At 56.0% G+C, this 21838-nt stretch carries 16 protein-coding genes; 7 read left to right on the forward strand and 9 right to left on the reverse strand.

The window, feature by feature from the left end; genetic code table 11:
• Positions 1-40: 40 nt before the first annotated feature.
• Complete coding sequence (argB, locus tag HVX72_RS20910) at positions 41-817, reverse strand: acetylglutamate kinase (protein ID WP_181822211.1); 777 nt, start codon at positions 815-817, stop codon at positions 41-43.
• A gap of 7 nt (positions 818-824) precedes the next feature.
• Positions 825-1829 carry an N-acetyl-gamma-glutamyl-phosphate reductase gene (gene argC, locus HVX72_RS20915; protein WP_060571018.1) on the reverse strand — a complete coding sequence of 335 codons (1005 nt, stop codon included), beginning with the start codon at positions 1827-1829 and terminating at the stop codon, positions 825-827.
• 88 nt (positions 1830-1917) lie between these two features.
• Between argC and argE the strand changes: the two genes are divergently transcribed.
• The 4 genes from argE to HVX72_RS20935 all read left to right on the forward strand — a co-directional run bounded on the left by argE (position 1918) and on the right by HVX72_RS20935 (position 8997).
• Positions 1918-3069, forward strand: a complete 1152-nt coding sequence (gene argE / locus HVX72_RS20920; RefSeq protein ID WP_060571017.1) for an acetylornithine deacetylase — start codon at positions 1918-1920, stop codon at positions 3067-3069.
• 335 nt (positions 3070-3404) lie between these two features.
• Positions 3405-6056 carry a phosphoenolpyruvate carboxylase gene (ppc, locus tag HVX72_RS20925; RefSeq protein ID WP_042292644.1) on the forward strand — a complete coding sequence of 884 codons (2652 nt, stop codon included), beginning with the start codon at positions 3405-3407 and terminating at the stop codon, positions 6054-6056.
• Between the two features lie 210 nt (positions 6057-6266).
• Positions 6267-8000: a phosphoethanolamine transferase CptA gene (locus tag HVX72_RS20930; protein ID WP_181822212.1), complete on the forward strand. Its 1734-nt coding sequence runs from the start codon at positions 6267-6269 to the stop codon at positions 7998-8000.
• Between the two features lie 145 nt (positions 8001-8145).
• Positions 8146-8997: an AraC family transcriptional regulator gene (locus HVX72_RS20935; RefSeq protein ID WP_181822213.1), complete on the forward strand. Its 852-nt coding sequence runs from the start codon at positions 8146-8148 to the stop codon at positions 8995-8997.
• On the opposite strand, the gene HVX72_RS20940 is transcribed toward HVX72_RS20935, so the two are convergent.
• From HVX72_RS20940 to HVX72_RS20960, 5 genes are read right to left on the reverse strand one after another with little or no spacing between them, the layout of a single operon-like run.
• Positions 8984-9340, reverse strand: coding sequence for a PTS fructose-like transporter subunit IIB (locus tag HVX72_RS20940; protein WP_181822214.1), 357 nt, complete (start codon positions 9338-9340; stop codon positions 8984-8986). The two genes, HVX72_RS20935 and HVX72_RS20940, sit on opposite strands and share 14 nt — an antisense overlap.
• Before the next feature lies 1 nt (position 9341).
• Complete coding sequence (locus HVX72_RS20945; RefSeq protein WP_181822215.1) at positions 9342-10220, reverse strand: [formate-C-acetyltransferase]-activating enzyme; 879 nt, start codon at positions 10218-10220, stop codon at positions 9342-9344.
• A complete protein-coding gene (locus HVX72_RS20950; RefSeq protein WP_181822216.1) occupies positions 10186-12483 on the reverse strand; it encodes a formate C-acetyltransferase in 2298 nt (765 codons plus the stop codon). The genes HVX72_RS20945 and HVX72_RS20950 overlap by 35 nt, the downstream gene beginning before the upstream one ends.
• A 47-nt stretch (positions 12484-12530) precedes the next feature.
• A complete protein-coding gene (locus HVX72_RS20955; RefSeq protein WP_012907781.1) occupies positions 12531-12851 on the reverse strand; it encodes a PTS fructose-like transporter subunit IIB in 321 nt (106 codons plus the stop codon).
• 14 nt (positions 12852-12865) lie between these two features.
• Complete coding sequence (locus tag HVX72_RS20960; protein WP_181822217.1) at positions 12866-13945, reverse strand: PTS fructose transporter subunit EIIC; 1080 nt, start codon at positions 13943-13945, stop codon at positions 12866-12868.
• Between the two features lie 308 nt (positions 13946-14253).
• On the opposite strand from HVX72_RS20960, the gene ptsP reads away from it, so the two are divergent.
• Genes ptsP through HVX72_RS20975 form a run of 3 tightly spaced genes read left to right on the forward strand, consistent with a single transcriptional unit; the run spans position 14254 to position 18545 of the window.
• Positions 14254-16755, forward strand: coding sequence for a phosphoenolpyruvate--protein phosphotransferase (gene ptsP / locus HVX72_RS20965; protein WP_181822218.1), 2502 nt, complete (start codon positions 14254-14256; stop codon positions 16753-16755).
• Between the two features lie 11 nt (positions 16756-16766).
• A complete protein-coding gene (fsa, locus tag HVX72_RS20970; protein ID WP_042292623.1) occupies positions 16767-17429 on the forward strand; it encodes a fructose-6-phosphate aldolase in 663 nt (220 codons plus the stop codon).
• A gap of 12 nt (positions 17430-17441) precedes the next feature.
• Positions 17442-18545 (forward strand): glycerol dehydrogenase, encoded by a 1104-nt coding sequence (locus tag HVX72_RS20975; protein ID WP_181822219.1) that lies wholly within the window; start codon positions 17442-17444, stop codon positions 18543-18545.
• A gap of 49 nt (positions 18546-18594) precedes the next feature.
• On the opposite strand, the gene katG is transcribed toward HVX72_RS20975, so the two are convergent.
• A complete protein-coding gene (katG, locus tag HVX72_RS20980; RefSeq protein WP_042292618.1) occupies positions 18595-20775 on the reverse strand; it encodes a catalase/peroxidase HPI in 2181 nt (726 codons plus the stop codon).
• A gap of 165 nt (positions 20776-20940) precedes the next feature.
• Positions 20941-21831 (reverse strand): methylenetetrahydrofolate reductase, encoded by an 891-nt coding sequence (metF, locus tag HVX72_RS20985; RefSeq protein WP_042292615.1) that lies wholly within the window; start codon positions 21829-21831, stop codon positions 20941-20943.
• Positions 21832-21838: the final 7 nt, after the last annotated feature.

Raw genomic sequence — 21838 nt, forward strand, 5'->3', positions numbered from 1 at the left:
GCGACGCTGCGCTTACCGGGCCTACAAAACCGTAAATCGATTACGCCAGAATACGTGTTCCAATCGGCGTACCGTTAAACAGCGCCGGGAGTTGCTCCGCATGACGCCAAGAGGCGATATCCACCGGGCGGCCGAGCGTACGGGCCGCATCCAGCGCGGCGTTCACTTTAACGATCATGCCGTCGGTGATAATGCCCTGATCTATCAGTTGTTCCGCTTTCGCGGCGGTCATTTCGGCAATACGCTGGCCTTTACCATCCAGAATACCGCTCACATCGGAGAGCAGGATCAGATCCGCTCCCAGCGTTGCCGCCAGCGCGGTCGCTGCCTGGTCGGCGTTAACGTTCATCAGTCGTCCGTCTTCCGTCACGCCAATCGAACTCACTACCGGCAGAAAACCGCCCGCCAACAGGGTGTTGATCAACGCCGGCGATCCCGGCTGCGCCAGGCCAACATGACCTAATTCTTCATCCAGTTGAGTGACGTTGACGCTGTCGCCATCACCCAGATAAAGCCCGACAGCAGCGATATGATGCTTCTTCGCCCACGCCAGCAGGGTTTTGTTCGCCGTACCCGCCAGCGCGCCGGTAATGATGTCAATCTGGTCGGCAGGCGTCACGCGCAGGCCGTTTTTCTTTTTGACCGGCAGGTTCAGTCCTTTCATCAGTTCGTCGACCACACAGCCGCCGCCGTGAACAATCACCAGCGGGCGTTGATGTGATTCGCGATAGTTAACCAGCGCGGTAAACAGACGCTCCAGCGCCTCTTCGCTATCCAGTAATACGCCGCCCAGCTTGATAATTAATGGATTCATCATTGCACCCTTAAATAAGAGACTGCGCTTCAGCGAAGCCGAAACGAATATTGGCACACTGCACTGCCTGTGCAGCCGCACCTTTCAACAAGTTATCTTCGGTGGCCACCAGGATCAAATGCTCGTCCTGTACGGCAAAACCGATATCACAGAATGGTAAACCAACCACATTCTTCAGCGCCGGGACGCCTTTGTCATACAGGCGCACCAGGGGCTTATCGCGATACGCCTGCTGCAAGGTCTGGGCAACGTGCGCCTGCGTCACGCCCGGCTTCAGGCGGCAGGTGATGGTTTCAAGGATCCCGCGAGGGAAATTGCCCAGATGCGGCGTGAAGATCACGTCTGCCCCCAAATGGGTGGCGATTTCCGGCTGGTGACGATGGGTAAACACCCCGTACGGCTGTAAGCTCACTTCGCAGAAACTGTTAGAAAGGGCCGCTTTACGCCCTGCGCCGCTCACGCCGCTGGTGGCATTGATCACCGGCCATTGGGTCAGATCCAGCAGTTCGCCATCGATCAACGGCTTCAACGACAGTTGCGCCGCCGTCGGGTAGCAGCCCGGCACGGCAATCAGGTTCGCTTCTTTTAACGCTTCCGCGTTCCATTCCGCCAGACCATAAACCGCGGTTGCCAGCAGCTCAGGGTATTGATGGGTAAAGCCATAATATTTTTCATAGAACCCGGCGTCATTCACCCGAAACGCGCCGGAAAGATCGAAGACCACGCAACCGGCGGCAAGAAACTGCGGCGCCAGGTCATGACTGACTTCGTGGGCGGTGGCTAAAAACACCACGTCCACGCCGTCGGTAAACGCGCTGATGTCGGACATCGGCTGCAAAGGCAGATCGACAATGCCTTTAAGCCACGGATGCAAATCGGAAATTAACTTTCCTGCATCATTGCTTTGCGCTGAGACGGTCAAAGCGGTTATGGTCATATGAGGGTGGCGATTTACGTAGCTTACAAGCTCTGCGCCCGCATAACCGCTAGCGCCTACAATCAGCGTATTCAACATCGGGTTCCTTTATGCTCAACGTTAATGTATTTTTATTCACATTTATTGCATGAATATTGATACTATCACGACCTAAGGTGTGTCAACAATGAAAATGAACTTACCGCCATTTATCGAGATTTACCGCGCCCTGATTGCCACGCCGTCCATCAGCGCCACCGAAGAAGCGCTGGACCAGAGCAACGCGACTTTAATCAATCTGCTGGCGGGGTGGTTCAGCGATCTTGGCTTTAAGGTGGAGGTTCAACCGGTTCCGGGAACCCGAAACAAATTCAATCTGCTCGCCAGCTCCGGACAGGGCGCGGGCGGTCTGCTGCTAACGGGCCACACCGACACCGTGCCGTTTGACGACGGGCGCTGGACGCGCGACCCCTTCACGCTCACCGAGCATGACAACAAGCTCTACGGTCTGGGAACCGCGGACATGAAGGGCTTCTTCGCGTTTATTCTCGACGCCCTGCGTGACGTCGACGTGACGACGCTGAAAAAACCGCTGTACATTCTGGCGACCGCCGATGAAGAAACCAGCATGGCGGGCGCGCGCTATTTTTCTGAAAATACATCGATTCGCCCGGACTGCGCCATCATCGGCGAGCCAACGTCACTGCAACCGATTCGTGCCCATAAGGGCCATATCTCCACGGCGGTGCGGGTGCTCGGTCAGTCCGGTCACTCCAGCGATCCGGCGCGCGGCGTGAACGCCATTGAGCTGATGCATGACGCGATAGGCCGCATCATACAACTGCGCGACTCGCTAAAAGAACGCTACCACTATGACGCGTTCACCGTACCGTATCCGACACTGAACCTTGGCAGCCTGCACGGCGGCGACGCCTCGAACCGCATCTGCGCCTGCTGTGAGCTGCACATGGATATCCGTCCCTTGCCGGGCATGACGCTGAGCGATCTTGACGGCCTACTGAACGAAGCGCTGGCTCCGGTGAGTGAACGTTGGCCGGGTCGCCTGACGGTGGCGGAACTGCATCCGCCTATTCCGGGCTACGAATGTCCCCCGGATCACCAGTTGGTTGAAGTGGTGGAAAAACTGCTCGGCGAAAAAACCGACGTGGTGAACTACTGCACCGAAGCGCCATTTATTCAAACGCTGTGTCCGACGCTGGTCCTCGGTCCGGGTTCTATTAATCAGGCCCATCAGCCAGATGAATATCTGGAGACGCGTTTTATTAAACCGACCCGGGAATTAATCACTCAGGTCGTGCATCACTTTTGCTGGCATTAAATGTTCATCGCCGCGTTAACACTTTTGAGTTAATCGCGGCGTTTATTTTACATTTTCATAAGTAATGCTTATTTGATCCACGAGGAATTAACTTTCGTAAATTGGCCGCGATTTATCGGTTTGCTGAACCGATTTCGCAGCAATTGACGACAGGGGTTTTACGTGGCTTTATAAAAGACGACGAAGAACAATGTCCAACATATTTCGTGGTGTAGCAAGGCGGCAAACAAGCACATCCAGGGGACTGACATAAGCCGGTAACCTCGGGTGTCGAGCGCCGCTACGACGCGAAAAGCGCAGGACAATTACAACAGAGATGGGGTGTCTGGGTTAATATGAACGAACAATATTCCGCGTTGCGTAGTAATGTCAGTATGCTCGGCAAAGTGCTGGGAGAAACCATCAAGGATGCGCTGGGAGAGAACATTCTTGATCGCGTAGAAACAATCCGTAAGCTGTCTAAATCTTCACGCGCTGGCAATGAAGCAAACCGCCAGGAGTTGCTCACCACGTTACAGAATTTGTCGAACGATGAGCTGCTGCCCGTTGCCCGCGCGTTCAGCCAGTTCCTCAATCTGGCCAATACCGCCGAGCAATACCACAGCATTTCGCCGAAAGGCGAAGCCGCCAGCAACCCGGAAGTGATTGCCCGCACCCTGCGTAAACTCAAAAATCAGCCGGATCTTAACGAAGCGACCATCAAAAAAGCGGTGGAATCCCTGTCGCTTGAACTGGTGCTAACCGCCCACCCGACGGAAATTACCCGCCGCACGCTGATCCACAAAATGGTGGAAGTTAACGCCTGCTTAAAACAGCTCGACAACAAGGACATCGTCGATTACGAACGTCACCAGCTGATGCGCCGTCTACGCCAGCTGATCGCCCAGTCCTGGCATACCGATGAAATTCGTAAGCTGCGTCCCAGCCCGGTAGACGAAGCAAAATGGGGCTTCGCGGTGGTGGAGAACAGTCTCTGGCAGGGTGTACCTAACTACCTGCGCGAGCTAAACGAACAGCTTGAAGAGAATCTGGGCTACCAGTTACCGGTTGATTTCGTGCCCGTGCGATTCACTTCGTGGATGGGCGGCGACCGTGACGGTAACCCGAATGTTACCGCCGACATTACCCGCCATGTCCTGCTACTGAGCCGCTGGAAGGCCACTGACCTGTTCCTGAAAGATATTCAGGTTCTGGTCTCAGAATTGTCGATGGTTGACGCCACGCCGGAACTGTTAGCGATGGTGGGTGAAGAAGGCGCCTCGGAGCCTTATCGCTATCTGATGAAAAATCTGCGCGCCCGCCTGATGGCAACACAGGCCTGGCTGGAGGCACGCCTGAAAGGCGAAAAGCTACCGAAACCGGCGGGTTTGCTGACGCAAAACGAACAGCTTTGGGAACCGCTTTACGCCTGCTATCAGTCCTTACAGGCTTGCGGTATGGGGATTATCGCCAACGGCGAACTGCTCGATACCCTGCGCCGCGTAAAATGTTTCGGCGTACCGCTGGTGCGTATTGATATCCGTCAGGAAAGCACTCGCCACACCGAAGCGCTGGGCGAACTAACCCGCTATCTCGGCATCGGCGACTATGAAAGCTGGTCAGAAGCGGACAAACAGGCGTTCCTGATCCGCGAACTGAATTCCAAGCGTCCATTGCTGCCGCATCACTGGGAGCCAAGCAACGACACCCGTGAAGTGCTCGACACCTGTAAAGTCATCGCTGAAGCGCCGAAAGGGTCTATTGCCGCCTACGTGATTTCCATGGCGAAAACGCCGTCTGACGTGCTGGCGGTACACCTGCTGCTGAAAGAAGCGGGCATTGGTTTCGCCATGCCGGTTGCCCCGCTGTTTGAAACCCTCGACGACCTGAACAACGCCGACGATGTCATGACCCAACTGCTGAACATCGACTGGTATCGCGGTTTGATCCAGGGCAAGCAGATGGTGATGATCGGCTATTCCGACTCGGCGAAAGACGCCGGAGTCATGGCGGCGTCCTGGGCACAGTATCAGGCACAGGATGCGCTCATCAAAACCTGCGAGAAAGCGGGTATCGAACTGACGCTGTTCCACGGTCGCGGCGGCTCGATTGGTCGCGGCGGCGCGCCAGCTCACGCCGCATTGCTGTCGCAGCCGCCAGGCAGCCTGAAAGGCGGTCTGCGCGTGACCGAACAGGGCGAAATGATCCGCTTTAAATACGGTTTGCCGGAAGTGACCGTCAGCAGCCTGTCGCTGTATACCAGCGCCATCCTGGAAGCGAATCTGCTGCCGCCGCCGGAACCGAAAGACGGCTGGCGTCATATCATGGACGAGCTGTCGGTGATCTCCTGCGATCTGTACCGGGGCTATGTGCGTGAAAACAAAGACTTCGTGCCTTACTTCCGCTCTGCAACGCCGGAACAGGAACTGGGCAAACTGCCGCTCGGTTCACGTCCGGCGAAACGCCGTCCGACCGGCGGCGTGGAATCACTGCGCGCCATTCCGTGGATCTTCGCCTGGACACAAAACCGTCTGATGCTGCCCGCCTGGCTGGGCGCCGGTACCGCGCTGCAAAAAGTGGTTGAAGATGGTAAGCAAAGCGAACTGGAAGCCATGTGCCGCGACTGGCCGTTCTTCTCCACCCGTCTCGGCATGCTGGAAATGGTGTTCGCAAAAGCGGATTTGTGGCTGGCGGAATATTACGATCAGCGTCTGGTGTCGAAAGAACTGTGGCCGCTGGGTAAAGAGCTGCGTGACCTGCTGCAAGAAGACATCAAGGTGGTGCTGGATATCGCGAACGATTCACATCTGATGGCCGATCTGCCGTGGATTGCCGAATCTATCCAGTTGCGTAATATCTACACCGACCCGCTAAACGTCCTGCAGGCAGAGTTACTGCACCGCTCGCGTCTGACGGAAGAACAGGGTAAAGAGCCGGATCCGCGCGTTGAGCAGGCGCTGATGGTGACCATCGCTGGGGTGGCGGCTGGTATGCGTAACACCGGCTAACGTTCCTTCTCTCGTCACCCTCGTGCGATGGCGCGAGGGTGATCTGAAATATAACTGTCATAAATACTTCGTTTTAAATATATTCCTGTCTGTTTTTTCCACCGTAAGAATTTTCAGGCGCTCCCTTCCCCCTTCGGGCGGGGAGCGCTTCAGAATTTCTTAAGGTTTTGTCGTTACGTTTTGCATCACGTTTAAAGACAGGCTATTCACATGCATTCCACAAAACTCCCGTCTCCCTCTGCGTTTAGCGGAAAAGCGCTGGGCTGGGCGCTTCTCTATTTTTGGTTTTTTTCAACTTTACTTCAGGCAACCATTTTTATCAGCGGCTACAGCGGCACCAACGGGCTGCGGGACTCTCTGCTGTTCAGTTCCCTGTGGCTGATTCCGGTGATCCTGTTTCCGAACCGCATCCGCGTCATTGCGGCGGTCATCGGCATTATCCTGTGGGCAACGTCACTGGCCGCGCTCAGTTATTACGTCATTTACGGCCAGGAGTTCTCGCAAAGCGTCCTGTTCGTCATGTTTGAAAGCAACGCCAATGAAGCCAGCGAGTATCTGGCACAGTATTTCAGTCTGAAACTTGTGCTTATCGCACTGGCCTATACGGCGGTCGCGATCTTCCTGTGGACGCGTCTGCGCCCGGTTTATATTCCTTCGCCGTGGCGCTATCTGGTGTCATTTGCCCTGCTTTACGGGCTGATCCTGCATCCGATGGCGGTGAATACGTTTATCAAGCACAAGCCGTTTGAGAAGACGCTGGACAGCCTGGCGTCACGCATGGAGCCCGCCGCGCCGTGGCAGTTTATCTCGGGCTATTATCAGTATCAGCGCCAGCTTTCTTCGCTGAATAACCTTCTCAGTGAAAACCACGCTCTGCCGCCGCTGGCGAATTTCAAAGACAGCAGCGGCGACGCGCCGCGCACGCTGGTACTGGTCATTGGCGAATCCACTCAACGTGGTCACATGAGCCTGTACGGCTATCCGCGAGAAACCACGCCGCAACTGGACGCGCTTCGTAAGACTGACCCGAATCTGACCGTCTTCAATAACGTGGTGACCTCGCGCCCCTACACGATTGAGATTCTTCAGCAGGCGCTGACCTTCGCTAATGAGAAGCATCCGGACCTGTATCTGACCAAACCGTCGCTGATGAACATGATGAAACAGGCGGGATATAAGACCTTCTGGATCACTAATCAGCAGACGATGACCGCGCGTAATACTATGCTGACGGTGTTCTCTAAACAGACTGATAAGCAGTTCTATATGAACCAGCAGCGCACGCAGAGCGCGCGTGAATATGACACCAATGTGCTTGCGCCGTTTAAAGAAGTCATGGCCGACCCGGCGCCGAAAAAATTCATCATCGTCCATTTGCTGGGAACACACATTAAGTACAAATTCCGCTATCCCGAAAACGAGGGGAAATTTGATGGAAATACCGACCACGTCCCGCCAGGTCTGAGCGAAGAGGAGCTGGAGTCGTACAACGATTACGACAACGCCAACCTGTACAACGACAAGGTGGTGGCGAGTCTGATCCGCGATTATAAAGCGACCGACCCGAACGGCTTCCTGCTCTATTTTTCCGATCACGGTGAGGAAGTGTACGACACGCCGCCGCACAAAACGCAGGGACGCAACGAAGACAATCCGACGCGCCATATGTATACCGTACCGTTCCTGCTGTGGACGTCGGAAAAGTGGCAGGCGGCGCATCCGCGCGACTTCTCGCAGGACGTAGACAGGAAGTACAGCAGTTCTGAACTGATCCACACCTGGTCGGACTTAGCGGGCTTAAGCTACGACGGTTTCGATCCTACTCGCTCTGTCGTCAACCCGCAGTTTAAAGAGATCACACGCTGGATTGGCAATCCGTACAAGAAAAAAGCGTTGATTGATTACGACACCCTGCCGTATGGCGATCGCCCCGGCAATCAGTAACCCACGGCAGTGCCGAATGGCGGCGGCCCCCTTACCCGGTCTACAAATGTAGGCCGGGCAAACGACGCGCATCCGGCAATAATCACTTGAGACCATCGGTTTTCAACGATACTGTTTCCCTGTCTGCGCTCTGCAAGGGATCAACATGTTTCAAGACGTCAGCCATCTTCTTTCCCGCCTGATTAATGGCCCCGCTCCGCTGCGCCAGATTTACTTTGCTGGTACCAGCGCGCCTTCACCGGAACTGGCCTATCAGGTGGATTTTCCTCGGCTGGAGATCGTACTGGAAGGCGAACTGACCGACGCCAGCGTTGGCGATACGCTGACAGACTGCGACGCGCTCTACGTTCCGGCGGGCGGCTGGAACCTCCCACGCTGGCAGGCGCCGACAACGACGCTCAGTATTCTGTTTGGCAAACAGCAGCTAGGCTTCAGCGTTGTGCAATGGGACGGAACAACCTTTCAGAACCTGACGAAGCAGCACGTTGCGCGACGCGGCCCACGCATCGGCTCTTTCCTGCTACAAACGCTTAATGAAATGCAGATGCAGCCGCAGGAGCAGCAAACCGCGCGGTTAATTGTCGCCAGCCTGCTTAGCCACTGCCGCGACCTGCTCGGCAGCCAGATTCAGACCTCATCCCGGAGCCAGGCGCTGTTTGAAGCCATTCGCGATTATATCGACGAGCATTACGCCTCGCCGCTCACCCGTGAGTCAGTGGCCCAGGCGTTTTATATTTCGCCTAACTATCTCTCGCACCTGTTTCAAAAAACAGGCGCTGTCGGCTTTAACGAATACCTTAATCACACACGACTGGAACACGCGAAAACGTTACTGAAGGGCTACGATCTGAAAGTAAAAGAGGTGGCTCACACCTGTGGATTTGTGGACAGCAATTACTTTTGCCGCCTGTTTCGTAAAAATACGGAACGCTCGCCGTCTGAGTACCGTCGCCAGTACCACAGTCAATTGACGGAAAAGCAGGCTAGTTCAGAATAAAATGGGTTTGCTGCGGGGCGGAAAGCAGTTTACGTACCACGCTGATTACCCGCTGCGGTTCGCGCAAAAACGCGCTGATCCCCGACTGCACGTAGCGGCTATGAATAAAACGCTCCCCGCCAGCCAGCTCGATGTCGGTAATCAACAGAACGGCGTCGGCCCGGCTGATATCCTCTTCCGTTAACCGGTTTTCTATCCCCAGCGCGCCCTGCGTTTCAATTTTAATGCTCCACTTTTCCTGCTGACAGAGCTTCTCCAGACGTTCTGCCGCCATGTAAGTATGCGCCACGCCGCTGACGCACGCGGTCACCGCAACCAGATAGCGTCCCGTTGAGCTGGACATATTAACCTCCTGTGGTCACCTCAAAACCAGCTCTCTCGGCCATGGCGCGGTAAATCGCCACGGTTTCTGCCGTCGGGGCCGGAATATCCTTCATCGCCCACGCCTGCCCGAGCAGGCGATATTTCGGTTCACCATATAAATGAAACGGTAACAGGTGAACGTGTTTTATACCAAGCGATAACAGCAGGCTCAGCGCGTGCTGCATATTCCCGGGCGTGAGGGTATAACCCGGGATCAGCGGCAGACGCGGAATGACATGAACACCTTCCGCCACCAGCAGTCGCAGATTCGCCAGCACCCGCGGCTGGTTCATGTTTACGATATCGCGCGCCTGCTCCGACGACATGATTTTTAAATCAAAGAGCACCTCATCGCAGGCTTTCGCCAGCGGCAGAAGACGACTGGCAGGCGCATCACCCGCGGTTTCAATCGCGCAGCGCACGCCCCAGCGCCGCAGGCGGTGCAGGAAGCGGGTTGCGAAGGGAGCCTGCATCAAGACCTCGCCGCCGGAGAGGGTCACGCCGCCACCGGACGTGCGAAAGAAAATGTCGTCTTTCATGACTTCACCCTCCAGCTCCCCCAGCGTGATATCACGCCCAATTCGCTCAAACGCCCCGGAAGGACACTCGTCAGCATCCCGCAGACACGGCGCGCAATGCAGGCATTTGCTTTCCCGCCGCACGGTTTCGATACCCGGCGAAATAGATTCAGGATTGGCGCACCACGGACAGGTATGTGGGCAGCCTTTAAAAAAGACTACCGTGCGTATCCCCTGTCCGTCATTCAGCGAGTAACGCTGAATATTGAAGATGCGCGCAACGTCTTCGCGACGCGGATCCAGCACCTCACAACTGATGCGCGGTGCGCCGAATGATGTCATCCTGGATCTCCTTCGACAGCTCAACAAAGAAGGCGCTGTAGCCCGCCACGCGAACCACCAGACCAGCAAAATCCTGAGGACGTTGTTGCGCTTCGCGCAGCGTTTCGGCGTTCACGACGTTAAACTGGATATGCTGCAGCTTCAATTGGGTAAATGCACGCAGGAAATCGGCCAGCTTGCGCAGGCCCGCTTCGCCTTCGAGGGTCGCTGGCGTAAACTTCACGTTCAGCAGCGTGCCGTTAGAGAGCAGCGTGTTGTCGAGTTTACTGACTGATTTCAGCACCGCCGTCGGCCCTTGCATATCCTGCCCAAGCATGGGCGACAGCCCCCCGTCCGCCAATTGTTCACCGGCGAAGCGACCGTCTGGCGTCGCTCCAACTACCGCGCCCAGCGGCACATGCGCGGAAACGGTATAAGAGCCAGGCGTAAACTGGCCGCCGCGCGGGTTCTGATATTTTTCGACTTCTTTGCAGTAATGACGCAACAGTTCAGCACTAATGTTATCGACATCATCAATGTCGTTACCGTATTTTTCGAAGCGGTTGATCAGCCGGGCGCGGATTTTTTCCCCTTCCGGCGTCGCAAAATTGGCTTTCAGCACTGCGAGCAGTTCATCGAAACTCAGGCGCTGCTGCTCAAACACCAGCCCGTTCAGGGCATGCAAAGAGTCGCTCAGGTTGGCGATGCCAATTCCCTGAACGCCCGAGAAGTTATAGCGCGCACCGCCGTCGGTAATATCGCGGCCCTTCTCCAGGCAGTCGCTAATAAACGATGAAAGCAGCGGCACCGGCGCCCAGTCGCGATGGCCGATATCGCAAATATTGCTGCCTTCCACCATCAGAGTGATGTAGTGGCTGATTTTAGCGCGCATATGCGCCAGCAGGCTTTCATAGCTGAGTTCGTTATTGCCTTCGTTTTCAAACAGGCTGATTTCCATAACTTTCAGCAGGTTAAACATGGCGATGTCATGCAGACCATAGGTTCGTCCCGGTATCGACAGCTCCACGCAGCCTACCACGGCATAATCTCGCGCATCTTCCAGCGACACGCCGCGATTCAGAAAAGCCGGTACCACCACTTCATCATTGAAAATTTGTGGAATACCGGTGCCGAGACGAATGGTCTCCGCCGTTTTCATCAGGAATGGCGTATCGATTAACGCATTGGTGCGCACGCCGAGGTTTGGCTGCGGCAATTGAACGCTCTGGTAGGCATCAAGACACAGGAAAGAGAGGATGTTTACCGCGCTGCGTCCGTTTTCGGTTAATCCGCCAAGCAACGCAGTGTAACCCGTTGGGAAACCGGCGAAATAGCGGGCGCTGCTGGTCGAGCGCAATAACACGATGTCGTTGCACTTTACCCACAGGGACTCGAGCAACTCTTTCAGAAACGCAGGATCGTCTCCCTGCGTCAGCGATGCCTGATAAAACGGCAGCATATACTGGTCGAAACGCCCGAGCGACAGCGAACTTGCGTTAGACTCATATTGCAAAATGATGTTCATGTACCAGAACAACTGACACGCCTGCCAGAAGGTCTGTGGCTTATGCGCGGCGTTATGCCGCGAATTTGCCGCGATGGTGAGTAATTCCTGGCGACGCGTCTCGTCTGCGCAACCTTCTGCCATCTCCTCCGCCAGCGCGGCATAGCGCAGAATATGACGCTGCGACGCCTCCAGCAGCAACAGCGCGGCCTGATAAAAGTGATTATCCGGCGCCCGCTGACAGTGCGCGCGCATTTGCGCCACCAGTTCACCCAGCCCGTTATTCAGCAAGCGCGGATAATCAATGATAATGTGTCCCTGCCCTTTATCCGTCTGGTTGACGCTAAAAATCTGCGTGCTGACGGCGGCTTTGACCTCATCAGTCATCTGACCGTTGATGAAGTCCTTCATCGAACGCTTCTCCCAGTACGGGTACAGCGTTTCGCGATAAAGGCGTTTGTCCTCATCGCTGATATCAAAACGGTCCTGCGGTCGCGTCGGAAACTGATCGAGTTCCTTAAGCAACCAGTACGGATCCATTTCCGGAGACATAATGCCTGCGCGCGGTTTAACGGTACGGTTTCCGGCAATCAATTCTTCATCACGAATCGAAATGGCAACATGTTCAAGAATATACGCTGTCGCTTTAGCACGGCGCAGAATAACCGGCTCGCCTTCGGTTTGCTGGTGGCTGGCGGTGTAAAGCAGCGCACGTTCCAGCGAGATTTCCCGGTTGTTCTGGAACAGCGCGCTTTTCAGGCGTTGGATACGGTCTGTCATAAGGAACTCCCTGAAGCCTGACCATCAGGCTCTTAAATCCAAAACGGTTACGCGGTTTGCGCCAGATGCGCGTCAATCTTATTCATGATGGCGTCGGCACGTTTAACCGCATCGCTGATGTTGACGCGCACGATGGTCTTCCCGGCAAAACGCTCTTCAAACTTAATGCCGATATCTTTGGTCAGAATCACCATATCCGCGCTCGCCACGTCGTCTGGCGTCAGTTCATTTTCCAGGCCAATCGAACCCTGGGTCTCCACTTTCACTTCCCAACCCTTGGCTTTCGCCGCGCTTTCCAGCGCTTCGGCTGCCATATAGGTATGCGCAACGCCAGAAGGGCATGCGGTCACGGCAATAATTTTCGTCATGGTTTATTCCTCACTTAATTCATTTCAAAATCTAAATCGAGATCGTCTTCTTTTTCATCGGCCTGAGAGACATTCTTCCGCGCCAGGCTTTTCAGTACGTTCACGCAGAGCGCAGTAACGAGCGCGCCAACCACAACCGCAGCGATATACCCCAGTTTTCCTTCTACCACCGGCAACACGATTAACCCGCCCCAACCGGCGTAGCACTGCGCGCCGAACAGCGCGGCGGTAACCGCGCCACAGGCAGAACCGAGCATGATGGAGGGGATCACGCGCAGCGGGTCAGCGGCGGCAAACGGTATCGCCCCTTCGGTGACGCCCACACAGCCCATCACCAGCGCCGCTTTTCCGGCTTCGCGTTCTTCAGAAGAGAAGTTTTTACGCCCCAGCAGCGTCGCCAGCCCTAAGCCCAGCGGCGGTACGCAGATTGCGACGGCGGCAATCGCCACGACGGTATAGACCCCCTGCGCCACGCAGATGAGCATGAAGGCATAGGCCACTTTGTTCACCGGACCGCCCATATCAAAGGCCAGCATCAGCCCCATAATGACCGCTAACATGACGACGCTGCCTTGCTGCATCCCTTGTAACCATTGCGTCAGGCTGCTGGTCAGCGCGCCCACCGGCTCACCCAGCCCCCACATCATGATACCCGCGGTGATAAAGGTGCCGACGATAGGGATAACGAAGATCGGCATGACCGAACGCAGCACCTTATGCACCGGGATTTTTTTCAGGTAATGCACCACGATACCGCCGATAATCCCGGCAATCAGCGCACCAAAAAACCCGGCGCCAAAGCTGTTGCCCACCCAGGCGCCAATCGCGCAGGGCGCCAGCGCGGAACGTTCAGCTATGGAATAACCTATATACGCGGCGAGGAAAGGCACCATCAGGGTCAGCCCGGCGACGCCGATGTCGAACAGTTTCTTCAGATTCGGGTCAGTTGCGGCATCCGGCACCGCACCTTTGCCATACAGCATGACGGAGACCGCCAGCAAGATGCCGCCCGCGACAACAAAGGGGATCATATGCGACACCCCCGTCATCAGATGCTGACGGGTATTTTTCAGGATCTGCACCAACTCTTTCATACGTCGCTCCCGGGCCAGTGAAAGCCCATATCCATAACGTTGTTGTGGCAAACAATAGGCAATCCGCAGCGACGCAGACAGTGGATAAAAAGGCCATTTACTGGATTTTTGTAATATCAGTACAAAAATGCGATCCGCCTCATAACTTCTACTCGCCGACAGATGACAGCTAACTTGTCGAGTTGTGAGGCGACTCGCACTTTTCACCTTACATTACATTTATCCAGTTTTTGGCAGATTTGTCACATGGCAGAGCTCAACCAAGCCCTTTTATCCTGTAAGCAGAAATCCGTTATGGGAGAGAGGCAATGGCCCTGATTGTGGAATTTACCTGTGAACTGCCCAATGGCGTCCATGCGCGCCCGGCAAGCCACGTGGAAACGCTGTGCAATACCTTTACGTCTCAGATTGAATGGCACAATCTGCGCACTGGCCGAAAAGGTAACGCCAAAAGCGCGCTGTCGCTGATCGGCACCGACACGCTGGCAGGCGACCGTTGCCAGTTGCTGATTACCGGCGCAGATGAAGCCAATGCCCACCAGCGACTGAATCAGTGGCTACGCGATGAATTTCCGCATTGCGATGCGCCGCTCGCAGAGGTTAATAACCGTGAATTAGACGCGCTTCCGGCCTCGCTGACTCACCTTAACCCGCAGTTATTCCGCGCCCGCCCCGTCTGCAACGGTAGCGCGGGTGGCGTGCTGACTCCTCTCTCTTCGCTGGATCTTAACGCGCTCGGCGAACTTCCAGCAGCGAAAGACGTGGAGCAGGAACAGTCAGCGCTGGATCGCGGTCTGACGTTGTTAACGAAAAACATTGCGTTCCGTTTGCTGGACAGTGACGGTCCTACCAGCGCGATTCTGGAAGCCCACCGTTCACTGGCAAGCGACGCATCCCTGCGTCAGCATCTGCTGGCTGGCGTTTCGCGCGGCTTAAGCTGCGCGCAGGCGATTATCGAAAGTGCGAACCATTTCTGCGACGAATTCGCCCGCTCCAGCAGCAGTTATCTGCAGGAACGCGCGCTGGATGTCCGTGACGTCTGCTTCCAGCTGTTACAGCATATTTACGGCGAAACACGTTTTCCGCCGCCGGGCCAACTGACCCAGCCAGCCGTGTGTATGGCGGACGAACTGACGCCAAGCCAGTTTCTGGAGCTGGATAAAACGTACCTGAAAGGGTTGTTGTTAAAAAGCGGCGGCACCACGTCGCACACGGTCATTCTCGCCCGCTCGTTCAATATCCCGACGCTGGTGGGCGTAGAGACAGAGGCCTTAACACCGTGGCGGCATCAGAAAGTGTATATCGACGGAAACGCAGGCGCGGTAGTGGTGTCGCCGAGCGAAGCCATCGAGCGCTATTATCAACAAGAAGCCCGGGTACAGGAGACGCTGCGTGAACAGCAGCGCATCTGGCTGACGCAGGAAGCGCGCACCGCTGACGGCATCCGGATGGAAGTCGCCGCTAACATCGCCCACGCCGTTGAAGCCCAGGCGGCATTCAGTAACGGTGCGGAAGCGGTCGGTCTGTTCCGCACGGAAATGCTGTATATGGATCGCGCCAGCGCGCCGGACGAAAACGAGTTATACAATATTTTTTGCCAGGCGCTGGAGTCCGCGCGGGGACGCAGCATTATCGTGCGCACAATGGACATCGGCGGCGATAAGCCGGTGGACTACCTGAACATTCCTGCCGAAGCCAACCCGTTCCTCGGCTATCGCGCTGTACGCATCTACGAAGAATACGCCGCGCTGTTTACCACCCAACTGCGATCGATTCTGCGCGCATCCGCCCACGGCAGTCTGAAGATCATGATTCCGATGATCTCCTCCATGGAGGAGATCCTGTGGGTCAAAGAGAAACTGGCGGAAGCCAAACAGCAGTTACGCAATGAACACATTCCGTTCGATGAGAAAATCCCTCTTGGCATTATGCTGGAAGTGCCGTCGGTAATGTTCATTATCGACCAGTGCTGCGAAGAAATTGATTTCTTCAGCATCGGCAGCAACGACCTGACGCAATATCTGCTGGCCGTCGATCGCGATAACGCCAAAGTCACCCGCCACTACAACAGCCTGAATCCGGCCTTTTTACGCGCGCTGGACTACGCGGTGCAGGCGGTGCATCGCCAGGGAAAATGGATTGGCCTGTGTGGCGAACTGGGCGCCAAAGGCTCCGTACTGCCGCTGCTCGTGGGGTTAGGTCTGGATGAAATCAGCATGAGCGCACCGTCAATCCCCGCCGCTAAAGCGCGGATGGCGCAACTGGACAGCCGTGCCTGTCGCCAGTTGCTGAATCAGGCGATGGCCTGCCGTACGTCGCTGGAAGTGGAACATTTGCTGGCGCAGTTCCGCATGAGCCAGCAGGACGCCCCGCTGGTCACCGCCGAGTGCATCCGGCTTGACAGCGACTGGCGCAGTAAAGAGGAGGTGATCAAAGGAATGACCGACAACTTACTGCTGGCGGGCCGTTGCCGCTATCCACGCAAACTGGAAGCCGATCTCTGGGCACGCGAAGCAGTATTCTCCACCGGTTTGGGCTTTAGCTTCGCCATTCCACACAGCAAGTCTGAACACATTGAGCAATCGACCATCAGCGTGGCGCGCCTCAACGCGCCGGTGCGTTGGGGAGACGACGATGCGCAGTTCATCATCATGCTCACACTCAACAAACACGCCGCTGGCGATCAGCATATGCGCATTTTCTCGCGCCTGGCCCGCCGGATTATGCATGAAGAATTTCGTAACGCGCTGGTGAACGCCGCGTCCGCCGACGCCATCGCCAGTCTGCTGCAACATGAACTTGAACTCTGAGAGGAAGGAAAATGGAGCTGTATTTAGATACCGCCAATGTGCGGGAAGTCGAACGTCTGGCACGCATCTTCCCGATTGCGGGCGTGACCACCAACCCGAGCATTGTGGCGGCAAGTAAAGAGTCTGTTTGGGATGTGCTGCCTCGCTTACAAAACGCCATTGGCGAAACCGGCATTCTGTTTGCCCAGACCATGAGCCGCGACGCGCAGGGCATGGTGAGCGAAGCGAAGCGACTGAACAACGCCATACCGGGCATTGTGGTGAAAATCCCGGTGACGTCCGAAGGACTGGCCGCAATCAAGCAGTTGAAAACCGAAGGGATTACCACGCTCGGCACCGCCGTCTACAGCGCATCGCAGGGGCTACTGGCCGCGCTGGCAGGCGCAAAATACGTCGCGCCCTACGTCAACCGCGTCGACGCGCAGGGCGGAGACGGCATCCGTACGGTGCAGGAACTGCAAACGCTGCTGGAACTGCACGCCCCGGACAGCAAAGTGCTGGCGGCCAGTTTCAAAACCCCCCGCCAGGCGCTGGACTGTTTGCTGGCAGGTTGCGAAGCGATCACCCTTCCTTTAGATGTAGCGCAACAAATGCTTGATACCCCTGCGGTACAGTCGGCTATTGAGAAGTTTGAGCAAGACTGGAAAAACGCTTTCGGAAACATCAACCTGTAAAGGGGATAACGTATGGATCGCATTATTCAATCACCTGGTAAATACATCCAGGGAGCAGATGTCATCACACGTCTTGGCGACTACCTCAAGCCGCTGGCGGAACGCTGGCTGGTTGTCGGCGACAAATTTGTTCTGGGTTTCGCCCAGAGCGCGCTGGAAAAAAGCATCCAGGACGCCGGACTGGCGCTGGAAATCGCACCGTTTGGCGGCGAATGTTCCCAGAACGAGATTGACCGACTGCGCGACGTGGCTGAAAAAGCGCAATGTGCGGCTGTGCTCGGCATCGGCGGGGGTAAAACGCTTGATACCGCAAAAGCGCTTGCACACTTTATGAACGTACCGGTCGCTATCGCGCCGACGATTGCCTCCACCGATGCGCCATGCAGCGCCCTTTCCGTTATCTACACCGACGCCGGAGAATTCGACCGTTATCTGATGCTGCCGCATAACCCGCACATGGTGATCGTCGACACCAAAATTGTCGCTGGCGCCCCGGCGCGTTTGTTAGCCGCAGGTATTGGCGATGCGCTGGCAACCTGGTTTGAAGCGCGCGCTTGTTCACGTAGCGGCGCGGTTACCATGGCGGGAGGGAAATGCACCCAGGCCGCGCTGGCGCTGGCTGAGCTGTGCTACAACACGCTGCTGGAAGAAGGCGAAAAAGCGATGCTGGCCGCCGAGCAGCACGTTGTGACGCCCGCTCTTGAGCGCGTAATCGAAGCGAACACCTACCTGAGCGGCGTCGGTTTTGAAAGTGGAGGCTTGGCGGCAGCCCACGCGATTCATAACGGCCTGACGGCGATTCCTGATGCGCATCACTACTATCATGGTGAAAAAGTGGCGTTTGGTACGTTGACGCAGTTGGTGCTGGAAAATGCCCCGGTAGAAGAAATTGAAACTGTCGCCGCGCTGTGTCACTCCGTCGGTCTACCAATCACACTGGCGCAACTGGATATTAAACAGGATATTCCGGCGAAAATGCGCACTGTGGCAGAAGCCGCCTGTGCGGAAGGAGAAACGATCCATAACATGCCTGGCGGTGCGACGCCGGACGAAGTGTATGCCGCCCTGCTGGTGGCCGATCAATACGGTCAGCGCTACCTGCAAGAGTGGGAATAAGTTGAGTTTGCCGGATGGCGCTAACGCCATCCGGCATCCAGGCTTACATTTACAGCAGGTCGAAACGGTCGAGATTCATCACTTTCACCCATGCCGCGACAAAGTCCTTCACGAACTTCTCGCGAGCGTCATTGCAGGCATACACTTCAGCCAGCGCACGCAGCACGGAGTTAGAACCAAACACCAGGTCAGCGCGGGTTGCGGTATACTTCACTTCGCCGCTCAGGCGATCGCGCCCTTCAAACAGTTCGCCAGACTCATCGGTCGCTTTCCATTCGTAGCGCATATCCAGCAGATTCACGAAGAAATCGTTGCTGAGTACGCCGACACGGTCAGTGAAGACGCCGTTCTGGCTGCCGTCGAAGTTTGTGCCGAGCACGCGCATCCCGCCGACCAGGGCCGTCATCTCCGGCGCGGTCAGGGTAAGCTGTTGTGCTTTATCAATCAGCAGTGACTCGGTGGTGGAGACATCCAGACGCGCACGGTAGTTACGGAAACCGTCAGCAATCGGCTCAAGCAGTTCAAAGGTCTCGATATCCGTCTGATCCTGACGGGCATCCACCCGGCCTGGCGTAAACGGTACGCCAATGCTCACGCCAGCATCACTCGCCGCCTTCTCAATGCCCACCACCCCGGCCAGCACGATGATATCGGCCAGAGAGGCTTTACCCGTCGACTTTTGAATCTCTTCCAGCACCGGCAATACGCGCGCCGCCGTGGCGTTAACATCCCAGTCGCGCTGCGGCGCTAAAGCCAGACGCGCACCGTTGGCGCCGCCGCGTTTGTCACCGCCGCGGAAGGTGGACGCCGACGCCCAGGCAACAGAAACCAGTTCGCTGACGGACAGCCCGGAAGATGCAATCGCCGCCTTCAGGTTAATGATGTCTTCTTCGGTTGGATGATAAACCGGCTGTGGCAGCGGATCCTGCCAGATCAGATCTTCTTTCGGTACTTCCGGACCGATATAGCGCGCTTTCGGCCCCATATCCCTGTGCGTTAATTTGAACCACGCGCGGGCGAAGGCTTCGTTAAAGGCCTGCGGATCGTTGAGGAAGCGACGGGAAATCTTTTCGAATTCCGGATCAAAACGCAGCGTCAGATCGGTCACCAGCATCGTCGGCTTACGTTTCTTCGACGGATCAAACGGATCCGGAATGATTTCCGGAGCATCCACCGCTTCAAACTGGATCGCCCCTGCCGGGCTGCGCGTTTGCACCCACTCGTATTTAAACAGGTTCTCGAAGAAGTAATTGCTCCACTGGGTTGGGGTTTGCGTCCACACAACTTCCAGACCGGAGGTAATCGCATCCGCGCCTGAACCGCTGCCAAAAGAGCTTGCCCAACCTAAGCCCTGGGCTTCAATCGGCGCCGCTTCCGGATCCGGCCCAACGTGAGAGGCAGCTGCCGCGCCGTGGGTTTTCCCAAGCGTATGTCCGCCGCCGATCAGCGCGACGGTTTCTTCGTCATTCATCCCCATGTTGCCAAAGGTGGCGCGAATAGCCGCCGCCGCAGACAATGGTTCACCGCTGTGATCCGGACCTTCCGGGTTCACGTAGATCAGCCCCATCTCAGTAGCGCCCAGCGGCGCTTTCGCCAGCGCTTCCGGGTGGCGGTGAGTCAACCAGGCTTTCTCATCGCCCCAGTTCACATCAAGATCCGGTTCCCAGACGTCTTCACGTCCTGCGCCGAAGCCAAAGGTGCGGAAGCCCGAGTTTTCCAGCGCCACGTTGCCCGCCAGAATAAACAGATCCGCCCAGGAAATTTTTTGCCCGTATTTTTGTTTGATTGGCCACAGCAGACGACGTGCTTTGTCGAGGCTGACGTTGTCAGGCCAGGAGTTCAGCGGGGCGAAGCGCTGTTGACCGCGACCTGCGCCGCCTCGTCCGTCAATCGAACGGTAAGTGCCCGCGCCATGCCAGGCCATACGAATAAACAGACCGGCATAGCTGCCCCAGTCGGCAGGCCACCACGGTTGCGATTCGGTCAGCAACGCTTTGAGATCGCCTTTAAGGGCGGAGTAATCTAATTTGCTGAATTCTTTGCGGTAGTCAAAGTCCTCACCCAGCGGGTTGGAACGATTGGAATGTTGATTCAGAAGGTCCACGCGAAGTTGGTTAGGCCACCAGTCGCGGCTGGTGGTTCCTGCGCCAGCGCTCTGGTCGTGACCGCCCTTATGGAACGGGCATTTTCCGGTGGATAAGGTGTTATGGGTATCGTCAGACGTGCTCATATCTCAGCTCCCTTTTCAATGTTACCGTTACGATATACACCACAGGAGCTTAGATATAGTCGATATAATCCACAGATTCGATAGTCGATACCTTTTATATTTTACGTTAACAAGATGTGGATCAAAACGAGGCGTAAAAAAGCCCTCCAGGGAGGGCCGGGGTATTTACAGGGCAGGTCTGACGCCCAGTGTGTGGCAGATTGCGTAACTCATCTCCGCGCGGTTAAGTGTATAGAAATGAAAATCTTTTACCCCTTCACGGCTGAGAATCTTAACCATATCCATAGCAATATTGGCGCCGACCAGTTTCCGTGTTTCCGCATCGTCATCAAGACCGTTAAACATTTGTGACATCCATGCCGGAATACGCACATTGGTCATATCCGCGAACTTCTTCGCCTGTTTAAAGTTAGAGACCGGCAGGATGCCAGGGATAATTTCCACATCAATGCCTGCCGAAACGCAGCGATCGCGAAAACGCAGGTAGCTTTCGACGTCAAAGAAGAACTGGGTAATCGCGCGGTTGGCGCCAGCATCCACTTTACGCTTCAGGTTCAACAGATCTGCCTGAGCGCTTTTCGCTTCCGGATGCACTTCCGGATAGGCCGCCACGGAGATATCAAAATCCGCCACTTCTTTCAGCAGGCTGACCAGGTCAGTTGCGTACATATCCGGCTTGCCGCTGCCCGGAGGCAGGTCGCCGCGCAGGGCAACGATATGGCGAATGCCGTTATTCCAGTAGTCACGGGCGATGGTACGCAGTTCATCGCGGGTCGCGTCGATGCAGGTCAGATGCGGCGCGGCTTCCAGCCCGGTACGATCTTTAATGCCTTTAATGATGCTGTGCGTACGGTCGCGTTCACCGGAATTGGCTCCGTACGTTACCGACACAAACTTCGGCTTCAGGCTGCTCAGGCGATCGATAGAATTCCACAGGGTTTGCTCCATTTCACTGGTGCGCGGCGGGAAAAACTCGAACGAAACGTTAATCTGACCCTGGACTTCCGCCAGGCTCTGATTCAGGGCTTCCCGCTGGTTGGCGTGAAAAAAGCTCATACCTTAC

Source organism: Citrobacter sp. RHB21-C05 (assembly GCF_013889015.1).
Taxonomy (GTDB): Bacteria; Pseudomonadota; Gammaproteobacteria; order Enterobacterales; family Enterobacteriaceae; genus Citrobacter_A; species Citrobacter_A sedlakii.

What these genes read in the sequence shown, in the direction of transcription:
- HVX72_RS20940 (WP_181822214.1), bottom strand. Translation starts at nt 9,340, where the DNA reads ATGTCCAGCTCAACGGGACGCTATCTGGTTGCGGTGACCGCGTGCGTC.
- HVX72_RS20945 (WP_181822215.1), bottom strand. Translation starts at nt 10,220, where the DNA reads ATGACATCATTCGGCGCACCGCGCATCAGTTGTGAGGTGCTGGATCCG.
- HVX72_RS20930 (WP_181822212.1), top strand. Translation starts at nt 6,267, where the DNA reads ATGCATTCCACAAAACTCCCGTCTCCCTCTGCGTTTAGCGGAAAAGCG.
- argE (WP_060571017.1), top strand. Translation starts at nt 1,918, where the DNA reads ATGAAAATGAACTTACCGCCATTTATCGAGATTTACCGCGCCCTGATT.
- HVX72_RS20955 (WP_012907781.1), bottom strand. Translation starts at nt 12,851, where the DNA reads ATGACGAAAATTATTGCCGTGACCGCATGCCCTTCTGGCGTTGCGCAT.
- argC (WP_060571018.1), bottom strand. Translation starts at nt 1,829, where the DNA reads ATGTTGAATACGCTGATTGTAGGCGCTAGCGGTTATGCGGGCGCAGAG.
- argB (WP_181822211.1), bottom strand. Translation starts at nt 817, where the DNA reads ATGATGAATCCATTAATTATCAAGCTGGGCGGCGTATTACTGGATAGC.
- HVX72_RS20960 (WP_181822217.1), bottom strand. Translation starts at nt 13,945, where the DNA reads ATGAAAGAGTTGGTGCAGATCCTGAAAAATACCCGTCAGCATCTGATG.
- HVX72_RS20975 (WP_181822219.1), top strand. Translation starts at nt 17,442, where the DNA reads ATGGATCGCATTATTCAATCACCTGGTAAATACATCCAGGGAGCAGAT.
- HVX72_RS20935 (WP_181822213.1), top strand. Translation starts at nt 8,146, where the DNA reads ATGTTTCAAGACGTCAGCCATCTTCTTTCCCGCCTGATTAATGGCCCC.
- ppc (WP_042292644.1), top strand. Translation starts at nt 3,405, where the DNA reads ATGAACGAACAATATTCCGCGTTGCGTAGTAATGTCAGTATGCTCGGC.
- fsa (WP_042292623.1), top strand. Translation starts at nt 16,767, where the DNA reads ATGGAGCTGTATTTAGATACCGCCAATGTGCGGGAAGTCGAACGTCTG.
- ptsP (WP_181822218.1), top strand. Translation starts at nt 14,254, where the DNA reads ATGGCCCTGATTGTGGAATTTACCTGTGAACTGCCCAATGGCGTCCAT.
- metF (WP_042292615.1), bottom strand. Translation starts at nt 21,831, where the DNA reads ATGAGCTTTTTTCACGCCAACCAGCGGGAAGCCCTGAATCAGAGCCTG.
- HVX72_RS20950 (WP_181822216.1), bottom strand. Translation starts at nt 12,483, where the DNA reads ATGACAGACCGTATCCAACGCCTGAAAAGCGCGCTGTTCCAGAACAAC.
- katG (WP_042292618.1), bottom strand. Translation starts at nt 20,775, where the DNA reads ATGAGCACGTCTGACGATACCCATAACACCTTATCCACCGGAAAATGC.